This is a genomic window from Holophagales bacterium (assembly GCA_016699405.1).
In the GTDB taxonomy this organism is placed as follows: Bacteria; Acidobacteriota; Thermoanaerobaculia; order Multivoradales; family JAGPDF01; genus JAAYLR01.
In genome coordinates, this window is sequence record CP064972.1 from 505,012 (window position 1) to 521,259 (window position 16,248).

At 70.8% G+C, this 16,248-nt stretch carries 12 protein-coding genes; 3 read left to right on the forward strand and 9 right to left on the reverse strand.

The features are described 5' to 3' along the window. Nucleotides 1-2: 2 nt before the first annotated feature. From IPJ17_02195 to IPJ17_02230, 8 genes are all read right to left on the reverse strand, one after another. Nucleotides 3-3,158, reverse strand: a complete 3,156-nt coding sequence (locus IPJ17_02195) for a discoidin domain-containing protein (protein ID QQR74427.1) — start codon at nucleotides 3,156-3,158, stop codon at nucleotides 3-5. Next, nucleotides 3,155-3,976 (reverse strand): carbohydrate ABC transporter permease, encoded by an 822-nt coding sequence (locus IPJ17_02200; GenBank protein ID QQR74428.1) that lies wholly within the window; start codon nucleotides 3,974-3,976, stop codon nucleotides 3,155-3,157. Before IPJ17_02200 ends, IPJ17_02195 begins: the two co-directional genes overlap by 4 nt. Then, nucleotides 3,973-4,884: a sugar ABC transporter permease gene (locus IPJ17_02205; protein QQR76065.1), complete on the reverse strand. Its 912-nt coding sequence runs from the start codon at nucleotides 4,882-4,884 to the stop codon at nucleotides 3,973-3,975. Before IPJ17_02205 ends, IPJ17_02200 begins: the two co-directional genes overlap by 4 nt. Nucleotides 4,885-4,886: 2 nt before the next feature. Then, a complete protein-coding gene (locus IPJ17_02210; protein QQR74429.1) occupies nucleotides 4,887-6,191 on the reverse strand; it encodes a sugar ABC transporter substrate-binding protein in 1,305 nt (434 codons plus the stop codon). Further along, nucleotides 6,167-7,702, reverse strand: a complete 1,536-nt coding sequence (locus tag IPJ17_02215) for a Tat pathway signal protein (protein ID QQR74430.1) — start codon at nucleotides 7,700-7,702, stop codon at nucleotides 6,167-6,169. Before IPJ17_02215 ends, IPJ17_02210 begins: the two co-directional genes overlap by 25 nt. 4 nt (nucleotides 7,703-7,706) lie before the next feature. Further along, the gene (locus IPJ17_02220) at nucleotides 7,707-10,679 is read right to left on the reverse strand and encodes a TonB-dependent receptor (GenBank protein ID QQR74431.1); all 2,973 of its coding nucleotides are present in this window, start codon (nucleotides 10,677-10,679) and stop codon (nucleotides 7,707-7,709) included. Continuing rightward, nucleotides 10,676-11,731 carry a LacI family DNA-binding transcriptional regulator gene (locus IPJ17_02225; GenBank protein QQR74432.1) on the reverse strand — a complete coding sequence of 352 codons (1,056 nt, stop codon included), beginning with the start codon at nucleotides 11,729-11,731 and terminating at the stop codon, nucleotides 10,676-10,678. Before IPJ17_02225 ends, IPJ17_02220 begins: the two co-directional genes overlap by 4 nt. 171 nt (nucleotides 11,732-11,902) lie before the next feature. Beyond that, nucleotides 11,903-13,102 (reverse strand): PLP-dependent transferase, encoded by a 1,200-nt coding sequence (locus tag IPJ17_02230; protein QQR76066.1) that lies wholly within the window; start codon nucleotides 13,100-13,102, stop codon nucleotides 11,903-11,905. A 48-nt stretch (nucleotides 13,103-13,150) separates the two neighbouring features. On the opposite strand from IPJ17_02230, the gene IPJ17_02235 reads away from it, so the two are divergent. Together IPJ17_02235 and IPJ17_02240 are read left to right on the forward strand one after the other, a co-directional pair. Beyond that, nucleotides 13,151-13,705 (forward strand): Lrp/AsnC family transcriptional regulator, encoded by a 555-nt coding sequence (locus IPJ17_02235; GenBank protein QQR74433.1) that lies wholly within the window; start codon nucleotides 13,151-13,153, stop codon nucleotides 13,703-13,705. Nucleotides 13,706-13,766: 61 nt separating this feature from the next. Beyond that, nucleotides 13,767-15,065: a M48 family metallopeptidase gene (locus IPJ17_02240; protein ID QQR74434.1), complete on the forward strand. Its 1,299-nt coding sequence runs from the start codon at nucleotides 13,767-13,769 to the stop codon at nucleotides 15,063-15,065. Between the two features lie 18 nt (nucleotides 15,066-15,083). On the opposite strand, the gene msrA is transcribed toward IPJ17_02240, so the two are convergent. Next, on the reverse strand, nucleotides 15,084-15,731 hold the full coding sequence (gene msrA, locus IPJ17_02245; protein ID QQR74435.1) for a peptide-methionine (S)-S-oxide reductase MsrA: 648 nt from the start codon (nucleotides 15,729-15,731) through the stop codon (nucleotides 15,084-15,086). Between the two features lie 146 nt (nucleotides 15,732-15,877). Between msrA and IPJ17_02250 the strand changes: the two genes are divergently transcribed. Next, nucleotides 15,878-16,219, forward strand: a complete 342-nt coding sequence (locus tag IPJ17_02250) for a hypothetical protein (protein ID QQR74436.1) — start codon at nucleotides 15,878-15,880, stop codon at nucleotides 16,217-16,219. Nucleotides 16,220-16,248: the final 29 nt, after the last annotated feature.

Below are 16,248 nucleotides of genomic sequence, written 5' to 3' on the forward strand. Positions count from 1 at the left end.
CATCAAGGCATTAGGTCGACGACCGCCGGCAGACGACGCAGCGAGAGCTCGCCGTCCGGTCCGAGCGGTGCGGCGCGACCGTCGACCGTCGCGCTCCCCGCCCGGCCGGCGAGCGGCCAGGTCAGGCGCAGCCCGCCGGGCGGAAGCGCCGAATCGGCGTCGAGCTCGTAGCGGACGCCCCCGCCCTGTCGGGTCAGTCGGTAGCCGAGACTTCCCCACGGCGTCCGCAGACGGTGGATGGCGACCCCGTCCCGGCGCTCCAGCCACCGCGCCGGAATCCCCGCCCCGAGGACCAGCACGTCCTCGTCGCGGCGTTCGAAGGCGAAGAGATCGAGCAGCGAGCGGACGAAGTCGGTCGCCACCCAACCGTGCGGCAGATCCCCGACGAAGCGCGCCGCCCGCGGCTCCCGTGCGACGACCTCGGCCCAGGCGTTCCACCCAGTGGGACGGCGATCGCGCAGGAACCAGTCGAGCAGCTCTCCGGCGCGCTCGCGCCAGCCGAGCCGCGCGAAGGCGCCCACCGAACGGAGCTCGTAGGGGGTGTAGACCTCCCAGGCGCGCCGCCCGTCGCGGCGCGCGGCGAACTCGTCGGCGTAGCGCGCGAAGGTCGCCTCGACGGCGGCTCGCGGCAACGCCTCGCCGAGACCGCCGGGCTCGAGCAGCGAGGTCGACGAGGTCGCGTCGAAGTCGCCGAGCTCCACGCAACCGGGGAGCGTCGCGAGGCCGTGCCGCTCCATCGTCTGGGCAAGCGAGGCGACCAGGTCGGCGCGCATCTCGTCGCGACTCGCCGCGAAGCGGGCGGCGAGCTCCGGCCGTCCGAGCGCCGCGGCGAGCGCGGCGGCGTCGGCGAGGCCACGGTAGGCGAAGGCATCGTCCCAGTACGAGTGCATCGGCTTGGCCGAGTAGCCCTCGTGACTGATCGACTCGGGGAGCAGGCCGAAGAAGGGGAGCTTCTCCGGGGAGCGGTAGGCCTCGGTTCGCCGCTCGCCGCGCAGGCGGTCGATCGCCGCCACCGCGCGCTCGACCGCGGGCAGCATCCGTTCGGCGAACGCCCGGTCGCCGGTGTAGCGATAGACCTCGGCGATCAGGTGAACGAGCTCGCCGTGCGAGTCGTTCTCCGGCACCGGGTCGGCGCCCCGCCGATCGACACAGCAGGGCACGCGGCCGTCCGGGTACTGGAAGCCGGCGAACCACTCGGCGAACTCGCGCACCTCGGCGGCGTGGCCGAGGCGCAGCAGGGCGTCGCCGGTGAGCGCGCCATCGCGGATCCACGATCGCGCATAGGCCCGCGAGCCGGGCTGGATCGCCGGACCGTCCCGGTGGACGAGGACGAAGCCGAGACTCGAGCGCATCGTCGCGGCGAGCGGCCCGGCCTCGGCCGGCAGGTCGAGGCGCACCCGGTCGAGCTTCTCGCGCCAGCGCGCCCGCTCGCGCACGAAGCGCTCGTCGAACGAATCGGCGACCGGGGTGGAGGACGGATGGTAGGGCACCTCGACGAGAACGTCCCGGCTCTCCCGGGGAGCGAGCACGAACGGCCAGAGGAGCGCCGCCGAGGGCAGACCGGTCTCGTCGGTCGCGGCGCGCAGCGCGGGGACCTCGCCGCCGGCGAGCCGCACGACGAGCGGACCTTCGTCGAAGGCGCCGACCCCGCAGCGCACCGGCGGCGGCACGGTGGTGAACGACGGACGGCCGTCGATCGTCACCCCGGCCGCGTCGCAGGCGAGCGAGGCGATCGGGACGACACCGCCGGCGCGGCCGAGGAACTGCTGCGGCGGATTCGCCTGGAACGGTCGCAGCGCCAGCAGCAGCCGGGCCTCGCGGCGCGCGGCGGCAAGGTTGGTCAGTCGATAGCGCACGACGAGCGCCGAGCTCCCCGCCTCGCCGGTGGCGAGCGCGGTGACTTCGAGGCGCAGGTCGTCGGCGACCCACTCGACGGTCGGGATCGGCAGGTCGCCGTCGGCGAGCCGCTGGCTCGCCCTGACGTCGGCCCAGGTCAGAAGCTTGCCGGCCGACCAGAGGAACGGCTCGAGGCTCGGACGACCGTCGCCGAGCTCGATCGCTCCGTCCTCGAGCATCAACGATTCTTCGACGTCGCCGTCGACGCCGACCACCGTCCAGTAGACCTGCTCGCCGCCGAAGGCGCGCGGGTAGGTGCCACGCGGCGACTCCGCGGCGATCGTCGAGACGAAGGCGTTTCGTGTCGAGCCGACGTCGAGCGGACGCACTTGGATTGTCGCGAGGCCGGTGCCCGCTTCCGATTCGAGAATGCGCAGTCGCAGAAAACGGGTCTCCGTCTCCGGCAGGAGAAGGTCGGTTCGGCCGGCGCCCCCATGGTCGACCCGGCGTACCTCGCTCCACTGCGCTCCGTCGTCCGAGAGATCGAGCGCGAAGCGGCGCGGCGAGCGGCCCGCGTTCCATCGCAGCGTCAGCCCGCCGAGCTCGCGCGGCTCGCCGAAGTCCACGGCGAGCGTCGCCTCGCCCGGCGCGGCACGCCAGGCAGTCGCCGGGTCGGCATCGAGCGCCGCCGCGGCCGGGTACCCGTCGAGCGCCGCGCTCGCCGTCGCCGTCGGCGTGCCCGCGTAGGGATGGGACGGCGGCAGGGGCACCAGTTCGAGATCGGCGATCCACACGGTGCCTCGCCCACCGTTTCCCGCGGTCACGGCGAGCTCGATCGCCCCGAGGAGACGGGCCTCCCCTCCCCCGGCGGGACCCCAGGCGAAGCTCACCTGCCGCTTCTTGATGCGCAGGTCGCTCCAGTCGCGCGGAAAGGCGTAGTCGCGCCGCACCGACCACCAGACGTTCTCACCCGAGGGATCGACCAGCTTCACTTCGAGGTGGTTGACCGGCGCCTCGGCCCGCAGCTTCAGCCGCAGCTCCCAGTTCTCCGGCAGCTCGAGCGGCAGCGGCCGGCGCGCCGCGGCCCAACCGCCGCGCCCGTGGAAATCGAAGTCGAGACGGAGGGCGTGAGCGGCGGTCGGCGTCGTCGCGGGACCACGGTCGCCCGCGAGGGTGAGGTCCACGCCCTGCGCCGGCACGGCGAGCCAGCGCGACGGCTGAGCGAAGTCGTCGAGGGTGCGACGCTCACCCGTCGCCGCCGCCGGGGCGGCTGCCAGGACACCGAGCGAGAGGATGGCGAGCCACGCGCCCCGGGCGCTCATTCCTTGACGCTTCCCATGAGGATCCCTTCGAGATATTGCCGTTGCACGGCCAGGAAGAGCAGGATCACCGGCGCCACGGTGATCACCGCACCGGCCATCATCAGCTCGGTGTCCTGGACGTGTTCGCCCGACAGGTTGGCCAGCGCCACCGGGAGGGTCTGGCGACTCTCCTCGGTCAGGACGACGAGCGGCCACATGAAGTCGTTCCACGCCGAGAGGAAGGTGAAGACCGCCAGGGTGACGAGGATCGGTCGCAGCGCCGGCAGGACGATCGTCCAGAAGATGCGCAGCTCCGAGGCACCGTCGACCCGCGCGGCGTCGAGCAGCTCGTCGGGAATGCCGAGGGCGAATTGACGCACCAGGAAGATGCCGAAGACCGACGCGATGCCGGCCACCAGGACACCGCCCATCGAGTTGACCAGGCCGAGCAGGCGCAGCTCGAGGAAGAGCGGCAGCATCCCCACCTGCGGCGGCACCACCAGCGTCGCGAGCAGAATGGCGAAGAGACGACCCCGCCCGCGGAAGCGCAGCTTGGCGAAGGCGTAGCCGGCCATCGAGTTGCAGATCAGCGAGACAGCGGTGATCGCGCTGGCGAGGATCAGCGAGTTGCGGAAGCTCCGCCCCAGCGCCAGGCGCCCGAAGAGGTCGCGATAGTGCTCGAGGGTCGCCGTGCTCGGCAGCAGGCGCGGCGGCAGGGACGCGGCTTCGCCGGTCGGCATCAGCGATGCCGAGACCATCCAGAGGAGCGGCGCCAGGGTCACGAGGCCGAGCACCAGCAGGGCGCCGTTGACCGCCAGGGTGGCGAGTGGCCGCCTCATCCGCTCCTCCGCCGCCCGAGCGCCGCCGGCACCGCGCTCGCCGCGAGGATGAGAGCGAAGAGCACGAACGCGATCGCCGCCGCCTGCCCGAGGTTCCACCAGCGGAAGCCCTGCTGGTACATGAAGAGCGCCACCGACAGGGTCCCGTTGAGCGGACCGCCACGCGTCATCACATACGGCTCGGCGAAGACCTGGAAGAGGCCGACCGTCGTCAGCACGGTGACGAAGAGGAGCGTCGGCGAGAGCATCGGCAGGGTGATCGAGGTGAGCTGTCGCCACCAGCCGGCGCCGTCGATTCGCGCCGCCTCGTAGAGCGAATCCGGGATCGCCGCCAGACCGGCGACGAGGATCACCAGGCCGTAGCCGAAGCTCCGCCAGAGCGACATCAGGACGATCGCCAGCAGCGCCCAGCGCGGATCGCCGAGCCAGTCGACGGCGGGCAGTCCGAGCAGGTCGAGCCCGCGATTGAGCAACCCGTAGCGCGGGTGGTAGAGGTAGCGGAAGACCACCGCCGCGGCGACGAGCGTCGTCACCACCGGGGCGAAGAAGACGGTGCGCCAGATCCCCCGCAGCCGCGCCAGTCGCGAGTGGACGAGCAGCGCGCCGCCGAGCGAGGCGAGGAGGGTCAGCGGCGCCCCGAGCCCGACGAAGAGGAGCGTGTTGCCGAGCGCCTTCCAGAAGACGGGGTCGCCGAGCAGGCGGGTGTAGTTGCCCAGGCCGACGAAACGCGCGTTGGTCGGGTCGGCGACCGCGTAGAGATCGAAGTCGGTGAGCGAGAGGGCCAGTCCGCCGAGCACCGGCAGGGCGAAGAAGAGGGCGATCGCCGCGAGCGCCGGTGCGAGGAGGATCCAGGCGGCCCGCGCTTCGTAGGGCGTGCCGTTGCCGAGGGTGCGACCGTCCTTGGCCATGGTCAGTCGCGCCGCCGGCCGGTCGCGGCGCGCTCGCGCAGCCACCGCCGCTTCTCGAGGATGCGGTCGACGTCGTGGTCGAGCGCCGCCAGGCCCTCGTCGAGGGTCCGTGCACCGCGCATCACCGCCTCGGCGTGATCGGCGATCTTGGTGGCGATCTGCTCCCACTCCGGCACCTTCGGTGTCGCCCGCACGACGGCGAGCTGCGCGGCGAAGGCGGCGGTGCGCGGCTCGCTGGCGAGGCCGGTCGCCTCCCAGACGGAGCGGCGGGCCGGCAGGTTCCCCGTCAGCTCGTGGAAGCGCGCCTGCTGCTCCGGCTCGGCGAGGTAGGCGAGCCAGCTCCAGGCCGCCTCGCTGGCGCGCGCCGAGCGGAAGAGCACCAGGCTCGAGCCGCCGGCCAACGAGACCCCGGGCCCGCCGCTCGCCTCGTCGGGTGCTGGCAGCGGCGCGGTCGCCCAGCGATCCTGCATCGCCTCCGGCAGGCGACGGCGGAACTCGCCGAGGTTCCACGGCCCGGTGATGACCATCGCGAAGTAGCCCTCGGCGAACTGCTGATAGAGATTCGACAGCCCCGAGAGCGTCAGCGGCGGCGCCAGCCCGGAGGCGTACAGATCGAGATAGAACGCCATCGCACGGCGGAAGCGCGGATCGGCGAAGGCGCCGCGCGTGCCCTCCTCCCGCAGCAGCTCGGATCCGGCCTGCATCGCCAGGATGACCGGCTGGGCCCACTCGTCGATCGGCAGCAGGATCGCGTAACGGTCCGGACCCAGCGCTTTGACCGCGACCATCGCCGCACGCCATTCCGCCCAGGTGCGGGGCGGCTCGGGATAACCGGCCTGGGCCAGGAGGTCGCGACGATAGAAAAGGAGTCGCGTGTCGACGTACCAGGGGACTCCCCAGGTCTGGCCGTCGAGCACGTTCGTCTCCCAGATGCCGGCGAAGAAGTCGTCGACCGGGATCGTCCCGGGGAGTCGCGCGTCGAGCGGTGCGAGGGCGCCGAGGGCGACGAACTCGGGGATCCAGCTGTTGCCGAGCTGCGCAGCGTCCGGCATCGTTCCGCCGACGAAGGCGGTGAGCAGCTTCTCGTGCGCTGCCGTCCACGGCACCTGCTGCACCTCGACACGCCACTGCGGATGGCGCCGCTCGAAGGCGGGGACGAGCTCGCGCACCACCTCGCCCTCGCGCCCGAAGGCCCAGAAGCGGACGACCGTGCGAGCGTCACCCGCCGCCTGGCCGCATCCGAGGACCAGGACGCTGCCGAGAAGGGCGGCGAGGGCGAGGCCTAGCGCTGGGGCGCGTCGAGCCATCCGCCGGTGAAGCCGGCGCGCTCGAGGCCGCGCCGCAAGTGCGGGTTGCGGCGCATCACGCGCCAGACGAGGTCGGAGCGGTAGTTCTCCACCATCGCGAGGATCGGCCCCTGGTCGAGGCCGAGGTAGTCGGTGTCGTACCAGCCGTGGCCGGGAACCACCCGCCCATGATGGACCGGAACGTCCACGAAATCGAACGTCGGGTTGAAGGCGTCGAGGAAGCCGTAGCGGCCGTAGAGCGCCTCTCCGTGCTGTTGTCTCAGGGCCGCGAGGGTCGGAAGCACGACCTCCGGGGCGAAAGCGACCGAGCCGGCGACGGCCATCGGCGTCAGCGTGCCGTCGTCGATCGCGAAGTCGGGACCGACGCCGCGACCCGCATAGGTCCAGAAGCGACGCGTCTCGCCGTTGACGGTGAGCTCGACGTCGGCAGGGCCGTCGCAGGCCGACACGCCCCAGCTCTCGGCGCCGAGTCCCTTCCATCCACGCGGATTGGCGATGGCCCAGGCGCGCTGCGCCAGCGCGGCCCGTCGCGAGTTCTCGAAGTAGTCGAAGCCGAGGCGACGACCGACCGCGTCGCGGATGCCGCGGAAGTCGACCCAGACGTGGCTGAACTGGTGACCGAAGAGCGGCGCGAAGTCGAGGTACTCCTGGCCGTGGAAACGGACGAGCCGGTACGGTCGCGTCCACTCCTCCCAGGCATCGGGGTCGATCGGATGGGTCGGCGAGCCGAGGGCGAGCAGATAGACGATCATCGCCTCGTTGTAGCCGCGCCAGTCGGAACGGATGAAGCCGGTCTCCGGGTGCCAGCCGTGCGAGATCGCCGGAGGATTCGGTCGCGCCCACTCCCATTCGACACGCCGGTAGAGCCGTTCGGCTAGGTCGCGGATCTCACGCTCGACTGGGTTGTCGCGGTCGAAATAGCCCCGGCTGAAGAGCGCTCCGGCGACGAGCAGCGAGGTGTCGACGGTGGAGAGCTCGACCCTCTCGAAGCGCTGACCGGTCTCCGGGTCGAGGAAGTGGTAGAAGAAGCCGCGATAGCCGGCATTGCCACGCGGCTCGGGCCCCTGGGGCAGCTCGACGAGGAAGCGCAGGGTGCGTCGCGTGCGCTCGGCTGCCGCCTCCCGCGACACGTAGCCGCGTTCGGCACCGATACCGTAGGCGTTGAAGGCGTAGCCGATCGCCGCGACGCTCGAGAAGGAGCGGGTCGGCCAGCGATCCGGCACCAGCAGGGTCTCCGGGTTCGCCGTCTCCCAGAAGAAGTCGAAGGTCCGCCGCTCGAGGTCGTCGAGCAGCGACGCGACGGCCGCCGGCGCCATCGGCACCGCCGGGGCAACCGCCGGCGGCCGGGCAGCCGGGGGCTCGGACTGCCGCGCCGTGCCGCAGCCGAGGCCCTGGAGGAGAAACGCGAGTAGGAAGAAACCGCACGCCCGCCGGAAGAGCAGGAGGAGGTTGCTCCTCCGGCGGGCGCGCCCGGCCGGCGACGGACGAAGGTTCTGACCGTCGCCGGCCATGACGTCAGAAGCTCAGCCGCGCGCCGACCTGGAAGCGGCGCGTGTTGTACTCACCCGTGGGCTTGCCGAAGTTGGCGTTCGTCTCGCCCGCCGGCGGCTTGAAGCCCGAGGTCCAGTCGGAGTAGGTGTAGTTGTCGAAGTCGAACACGTTGAACGCTTCGGCGGTCACGCCGATGCGGAAGCGATCGGCGATCGGCGGCGCCTCCCACTCGAGGCGGAGGTCGACGCTGCGATAGGCCCACGCGTTCGGAATGATGAAGTCGTACTTCTCGGGCCGCGCCGCGTTGAAGCGCATCACGAACTTGTCCCAGCCCGCCGAGGCGTCCGGGATGCCGTAGGGCGTGCCCGAGCCGAGGGAGATGACCGACGAGAGGGTGAAGTTGAACGGCAGACCGACGGTGCCGCTCATCACGACGCGGTGCCGCTCGTCCTGGTTGGCCGGGAACATCGGCCACTCGCCCGGCAGGAAGTCGAAGGCGAACGCGGCGCCCTCGTCGAGCGAGGCATTCTGGTAGCCCTTGCCGTAGGTGTAGGCGAACGACGCGCCCCAGCCCGAGCTCGCCGTGTACGGCTTGTCGAGGGTCAGGAAGTAGCCGTCGTACTCGGTCTTGCGCAGGTCATAGCCGCGCATGATGAAGCCGTAGCCGGGGATCGACACCCAGTTGCCCCAGCGGTCGTTGAACGCCGTTCCCGGCGGCAGCGTGCCGAAGCTCCACGCGAGGCCGTTCGAGCCGCGCGAGTTGGCATAGGAAAGAGCCGCCAGCCAGGAGCCGAGCTTCTGGCGCAGGCCGAAGGTCCACTGCGTCGACTTCGGCGGCCGCGTGTCGTTGCCGAGCAGGAAGATCTCCGGCCCCGGCGTCTCGCCGCGCGCGATCAGGCCGTCGAGACCGGCGGCCGTCAAGTACGAGGGGTTCCACTGGATCGCCGGCACGCTGCATCCGGCCGGCTGGGTCCCGTCGGTGGTGAAGCAGAAGGTGTACTGCTTGTAAGAGTGGCGGAACTGCTCGTCGTAGATGTCGTTCAGCGTGACGCGGTCGTAGTAGAGACCCCAGCCGCCGAACACCACCGTCTCGCCGTTGCCCTTCGGGTCCCAGGTGAAGCCGAGGCGCGGCTGGACCATGCCCTTGTAGGACTTGCGGTTGCTGCCGGTCGAAATGTAGTTGTTGACGTTGAACAGGTCGCGGATGCACCAGGTGTTCTGCCCGCCCACCGCCGTGTCGTAGTTCCGGCACGAGGTGTTGAGGCCGGCGACCACCGCGGCCGGCGTCTTCCAGTTGTTGTTCAGCATGTTGGTCTCGTAGTCCCAACGCACGCCGAGATTGAGCGTCAGGTTCTTCGCGACCGTCCAGTCGTCCTGGAAGTAGATGCCGTACTGGGTGTTCTTGAAGTCGAGGTTCGGGTTGCCGAAGCCGTAGCGCGCGAGATACGGCGTCTGCCACTGCTCCGTGCTGCGGAACTCGTAGTAGGGCGTCTCGAACGATGCCTTGCTGAACTTGTACTTCATCCAGTTGACCGAGAGCCCGGTCTTCAGGGTGTGGCCACCCAGCCAGTCGGCCATGAACGAGTAGTCGTCGCGCAGACCGATCTTGTCCTGGCCGAGATCCTGCTGGTAGTCCTTGCTGCCGACGTCGAGCAGGCCGATGTAGTTGAAGTGGGGGACGCCCGGGTTCACCGCGCTGTCCTTCCACTGCAGGTTCTGCATCGTCAGGCTCATCTCGTTGAGGGCGTTGCCGATCACCATCTGGTGACGGAGCACCGCCGCGTCGGTGATCACCTGGAAGTCCGACGCGCCGTCCTTGGTGCGCTGGCCGCCGAACCCGCGGATCTCTTCCTCGTCACGCCGGTGATAGCTGAAGTCGACGGTCTGCGCCGAGGCCGGCTGCCAGGAGAGCTTGGCGAAGTAGAGCGCCTCGTCGAGCGGCGCCGAAATCGTGCCGGTCGAGTACCCGCTGAGCGCCGACTTGATGTTGGCCGGCGCCGAGTCCCACGACGTGCCGCGGAAGACCGACGAGATGACGTCGCGTTCGTTCTGCTCCGTCGAGACGAAATACTGCAGCTTGTCCTGGATGATCGGTCCGCCGATCGACAGCCCGTATTGGTTGCGCTCGTAGGGCGCCTTCGCCTCGCCACGCTCCTTGGCGAAGTCGTCCTGCGTGACCATGCTCTTGTCCTGGAACAGGTAGAAGGCGTCGCCGGAGAGCTCGTTGCCGCCCGACTTGGTCACCGCGCTGATCACCGCCGCAGCGGCCTTCTCGTACTCGGCCTTGTAGTTCTGGGTGAGGACCTTGTACTCCTGCACGGCATTCTGCGGGAACGGATTGCCGCGGCTGGAGTCCTGCATGAAGGCGCCGCCCTGGATGATGTCGTTCTTGTACGACAGGCCGTCGATGAAGACGTTGACCTGCTTCGGATTCGACCCGCCGCTGCGGAACGTCTGCCCCGTCGCCTCGGTGTCGCTGGTGAACTGCACGCCCGGTGCAAGTCCGGCGAAGGCGAGGAAGTTGCGGTTGTTCTGCGGCAGGTTCTCGATCTGCTGCGTCGTGATGTTCGTCGAGATCTCCGAGCTGCGCGTCTCGAGCAGCGTCGGCGACGCGTCACCGACCACCGTGACGCCCTCGACGTAGACCTCGGTCGGGGAGAGGACGAAGTCGGCTTGCACGTCCTGACCGAGCAGCAGGGTCACCGTGCGGCTCTGCTCGTTGTAGGCCTCGGAGGAGACCTTGATGGCGTAGGTCCCCGGCTTCAGTCCGGCGAGCATGAAGCTGCCGTCGGGCCCGGTCGTTACGGCGTGCTGGAAGCCGCTCTGGGCATCCACCGCGGTCACCTTGGCGGCCGGGATCGGCCCGGTCGAGTCCTTGATCACGCCGCGGATCGAGGCGTTCGTCTTCTGCGCCCCGGCGGCTCCGGCGAACGTCAGCGCCAGGACCAGCAGCAGCGCCACGTTGGCCAGCACGAATCCGTACTGCCCTCTCTTCATGGTTTCTCCCTCCCTGGGTCTTGAGGATCCTGGCCGACGCCAACCCGTCGGGTGGCGCTGGCGGCTCCGCAGGAGGCGCGGACCACCAGCTGCGTGGCCATCACTTCGTGTCGGCGCGGGCCCTCGGCACCGCGCTCGATGGCGTTGAGAAGTCGTTCCATCGCCCGCCCGCCGAGCTCGGCGATCGATACCCGCACGGAGGTGAGCGCCGGCGTGAGGTAGCGAGCGATGGGAATGTCGTCGAAACCGGCCAGCGCCACGTCCTCCGGCACGCGCAGCCCGCGCTCACGCAGCGCCGAGAGGCAGCCGATGGCCATCGAGTCGTTGGCGGCGAAGATGGCGTCGGGGCGAGGAGCGAAGGTGGCGAGCCGTACGCCGGCGAGATAGCCGGAGTCCTCGTCGAAGTCGCCGGCGAGCTCGAGTGCCGGGTCGAGCGGCAGGCGGTGCGCGGCGAGGGCCTCGCGGTAGCCGAGCAGGCGCTCGGCCGCCTCCTCGTTGCTCGCCGGACCGCGGACGAAGGCGATGCGCCGGTGACCGAGCCCGTACAGGTGCTCGACGAGCGCGCGTGCGCCACCGCGATTGTCGACCCGGATCGAGTCGAACACCGAGCCGACGCTGTTGATCAGCACCACCGGCACCCGGCGCGGCAGGTTGCGACGCAGGCTGTCGGCGCCGATGCCGGGCGTCATCAGCAGCAACCCGTCGACGCGACCATGCAGGGCGCGCAAGACTGCCTCTGTTTCGGTGAGGTCGCTGTGCGAGCCGGAGACCAGGACGTGAAACCCGGCACGGCGCGCGGCGATGTCGATACCGCGGATGAGCTCGGAGAAGAACTCGCCGTGGACGTCCGGGAGCAGCACGCCGATCGTCGAGGTCCGCGACGTGATCAAGGACCGCGCGGCGCTGTGCGGCACGTAGGCGAGCCGCTCGATGGCGGCAAGCACCCGTTCGCGCGTCTCGTCGCTGACCACCGTCTTGGCGTTGACCACCCGCGACACGGTCGCCACCGACATCCCGACCTCACGGGCGACATCGCGCAGGGTGGCGCTCATCGCCAGAACCTCGGCTCGAGAATCCGGCGGCACCAACGAGAGGCAGGCATGAGCGACCCGGGCATAAGGAATGTAAGCGTTTACATGAAAACGTTATCAGCGGCCGCGGCGCCTGTCAAGACAGGTCCGGGGCGACCTTCCGTCGTCGCTCGGCGGCGGGCCGGCCGGGGCTCAGCCCCGCGGCGGGATTCGGTCGAGCGCCGACGCGAGATCAGCCCAGAGGTCGCGCGGTTCCTCCAACCCCACCGAGACGCGCAGCAGCCCCGCCGTCACGCCGTGCCGCTCCCGCTCCGCGTCGGCCACCAGCCGATGGGTCAGGCCGGCCGGATGCTGGATCAGGGTGTCGACCGATCCGAGGGAGACCGCCGGCGTCATCAGGCGGACGCCCGAGAGGACCTGAGCCGCGGACTCGTGCCCTCCCGCCACCTCGAACGAGAGCACCGCGCCGGGGCCGGCAAGCTGTCGACCGAGCAGACCGCGCGGGTCGCCTCCCGGACGGCTCGGGTGCAACACCCGGCGCACCGCCGGGTGAGCGGCCAGGCGTTCGGCGAGGAAGGTGGCGCTCTCCTGCGCCGCCCGGACTCGCAGCGGCAGCGTCGGCAGGCCGCGGTGCAGCAGGTATCCCGCCAGCGGATGGAGGATCGCCCCGGTGAGGATGCGCACCTGACGCAGTCGGGCGGCCCAGAGCTCGCTCGTCGCCACGGCTCCGGCGACGACGTCGCCGTGGCCGCCGAGGAACTTCGTCGCGCTGTGCAGGACCATGGCCGCACCATGGCGCAGTGGCCGCTGCAGAACCGGCGTGGCGAAGGTCGAATCGACGAGCAGGGGCACGTCGCCGGCCTGCCGCACCACCGCCTCGAGGTCGACGAGCTCCAGGGTCGGGTTCGCCGGCGTCTCGACCAGTACGAGCGCCGTCTCCGGCCGCAGCGCCGCGGCGATGCCATCGGCCGGGGCGAAGGTCGTCTCGAAACCGAGCAGGCCGCTGTCGAGCAGGTGGTCGCTGCCGCCGTAGAGCGGACGCACCGCCACGAGGTGACGGCGCAGCACCCCGCCCTCGGCGAGCCGGGTGGCGAGGAGCGCAGCGGTGAGCGCCGCCATCCCCGAGCCGAAGGCAACGGCAGCCTCGGCGCCCTCGAGCTCGGCGAGCGCCGTTTCGAAGCGCGCCACGGTCGGGTTGTGGAGGCGCGCGTAGATCGGGTTGCCGCCGCCCGGAGCCCTGCCGGCGGCAAGCGCGTCGAGGCTCGCCGTGCCGGCCGCGAGGTCGTGCACCGGATAGGTGGACGACAGGTCGAGCGGCGGCGCGTGGACGCCGAGGTCGGCGAAATCGCCGCGGCCGGCGTGCACGGCGCGGGTGTCGATCGAGGCGAGCATCAGGCTGAGATTGTCGGTGGCGAGCATGGAGACTAGGATGCCGGGACGATGATTCGCGGTCAATCGAATTCACTGCGCAATCGAGCCTCCGCAAGGGCGCTCGACCGAATCGACTTCGGAATTCTTGTGGCATTGCAGAATGATGCGCGCCTCACGAACAAGGAGCTCGCCGCCCGGGTCCAGCTCGCGCCGTCCTCCTGCCTGGCACGCGTCCGCCGCCTGGTGACCGAGGGCGTCCTGCGCGGCGCCCACGCCGACATCGAACCGCGCGCGCTCGGCATCGGTCTGCAGGCGCTCGTCTTCGTCCGCCTGCGCCGCCACTCCCGGCCGATCGTCGACCGGTTCCGCCAGCACGTGCTCGCGCTCGCCGAGTCGGTGGAGCTCTTCCACGTCACCGGCCAGTTCGACTTCCTCGTGCATGTCGCGGTGCGCGATGCCGACCACCTGCGCGACCTGGCGCTCGACGCCTTCACCACCCGCCCGGAGGTGGCGCAGCTCGAGACGCACCTCATCTTCGAACGCGCCGACAAGGGCGGCCTTCCCCTGCTCGCTCGCCCGGCGCCCGATCCGCGGCCCAGCGGCCGTCCACCGCGGAAACGCTGACCCCTCCGGCCGCCCCCTTGCGCTTCACGGGATAGCGCTCGATTCCTCTCGAGGACTCCCGATGACCCTTCCCCTTCCCAACCCCTCGGCCCACGACTCGGCCCCGCCGCTCATCGTCGAGCGCTGGCCCTCCGAGGTGCCGCTAGCCATCCTCGTCGCCTTCGCGTCGCTCGGCCTCTGGATCCTCCTCGCCGTGTCGATTCTCGGCCTGGTCTACGCCGCCTTTCTGGCGCTGTTCTTCTTCTTTCTCCAGATCGCACTCGTCACCTTCCTGCGCGGCAGTGCGGTGCGGCTCGGCCCCGACCAGTTCCCGGAGCTCTGGGAACGGGTCGCCGAGCTCGCACGACGCGCCGGCCTCGCCGACGTGCCGGAGGCCTACCTGCTGCAGCAGGGCGGCAGTCTGAACGCCTTCGCGACGCGCTTCCTGCGACGGCGGATGATCGCGCTCTACACCGACCTGATCGACGCCTGCGGCGACGACCACGCCGCGCGCGACATGGTGATCGGACACGAGCTCGGCCATCTCAAGGCGAGGCACCTCGACTTCGTCTGGCTCCTGCTTCCCGGCATGTTCGTGCCGTTCCTCGGCGCCGCCTACTCGCGCGCTCGCGAGCTGACCTGCGATCGCTACGGCGCGGCGCTCTGCGGCGACCCCGCCGGCGCGGCGCGCGGCCTCGCCATCCTCGCCGCCGGAGGCAAGCTCGGTCCGCAGATGAACCTCCAGGCGTTCGTCGCGCAGCGGCGCGACCTCGACACCGGCTGGATGACGCTCGGGAGCTGGCTCGGCAGCTATCCGCCGCTCTCGGCCCGCGTCGAGGCGATCCGGCCGGAGCTCGGCCACGGTCTCGCGCCCTCGTCGCGCGGCCCGCTACGCGCCGCGGCGATCCTCCTGCTCGCCGCGCTGCTCCCGGCCACCGCCGCCGGCATCGGCGTCTACCTCTTCTCGCAGAAGATGCGAACGCTCCTCGGCCCGACGGGGTTCGGTTCGGGCGCGGCGTCGCTCGGGCACGACGACCCCAGCGGCAACGACGCGACCTCGCCCCGCCGCGAGCTCACCGCTGCGGAGCGTACCGCCGGGTTCGCCCAGACCGCCCGCGACTTCTCGGCGCTGGAATCGTTGCTGCGCGAAGAGTGGGCCGCGTCGCATCGGCTGCCGACCGACGGCGACGAGCTCGCTGCGCTCTGGGCGCGGCGACGCGCGGGCACCCCGTTTCCCTCCGACCCGTTCGACGGCACGGGGTACGGCTACATCCACGAGTCGGCGAACGAGGCGCTCGTCTTCTCGTCGGGGCCCGACAGCGAACCTGCCACGGCCGACGACCTGGATCACCCGGTGAGACTCGACGGCCCGGGCAGCTGATCGCCCGGCGCCGCCGGCTCAGCGAGCCGAGGCGAGCCCGGTCGGACAGGCCACGCCGGTGCCGCCGAGACCGCAGTAGCCACCGGGGTGCTTGGCCAGATACTGCTGGTGTTCGGCCTCGGCGTAGTAGAGCTCGCCGGCCGTGGCGATCTCGGTGGTGATGCGGCCCTGGCGTGCGCGCGTCAGGGCCTGTTGATAGGCGTCGCGAGACGCCTCCGCGAGCCGGCGCTGCTCCTCGTCGAGGACGTAGATCGCCGAGCGGTACTGCGTGCCGACGTCGTTGCCCTGCCGCATCCCCTGGGTCGGATCGTGGGATTCCCAGAAGACGCGCAGCAGCTCTTCGTAGCTCACTCGCGCCGGATCGAAGACCACCAGCACCGTCTCGGCGTGGCCCGTCGATCCCGAACAGACCTCGTCGTAGGTCGGGTTGGGAGTGTAGCCGCCGGCGTAGCCGACGGCGGTCGACACCACTCCCGGGGTCTGCCAGAACTTCCTCTCCGCACCCCAGAAGCAGCCGAGAGCGAAGCGGGCGGTCGCCAGCCCGTCGGGAAACGGCGGGGCGAGCGGCGCCCCGGTGACCGCATGCGCCGCTGGCAACGGCATGCGTTGGGAGCGCCCGGGCAACGCGCGCTCCGGGGCGATCATCCGCGTCTTCTCGGTCCACATGGCTGCGTCTCCGGGGAAATCGGGTTAGGGTTCGGCGCGACGTCGGTTCGAGTCTGCGATGGTCCGGAGCCGTCCGGGGTTTCGTTCGCGCGCCGAAGCCCGCGGCCGGGACATCGTTTCACCTACGGCGCAAGGGGGCACGACAGATGAGCGTGAAGGAAGGCCTGGGCAAGATCTGGGAAGGGGTGAAGGAGACGGCATCGGGTGTCGGCGACACGCTCGCCGAGGCCGCCGACAAGGCGAAGGACACGGCCGAGGACCTCAAGGACGCCGCGGTCGCCAAGGCGAGCGAAGTGGGCGGCGCTGTCGCCGGCAAGACCGCCGAGCTCAAGGGCGATGCCGCCGAGACGCTCGCCGCGGCCAAGGCCAAGGCCGGCGAGGTCGCCAGCGCGGTCGGCGAGACCGCCGGCAAGATGAAGGACGTCGTCGCCGACGGAGCCAAAGAGGTCCTCGACCGGGTCAAGGGGAAGGACGACAAGCCGGCCTGAGGAAGACGGCGCTGCGCGCCGGAGGCGGG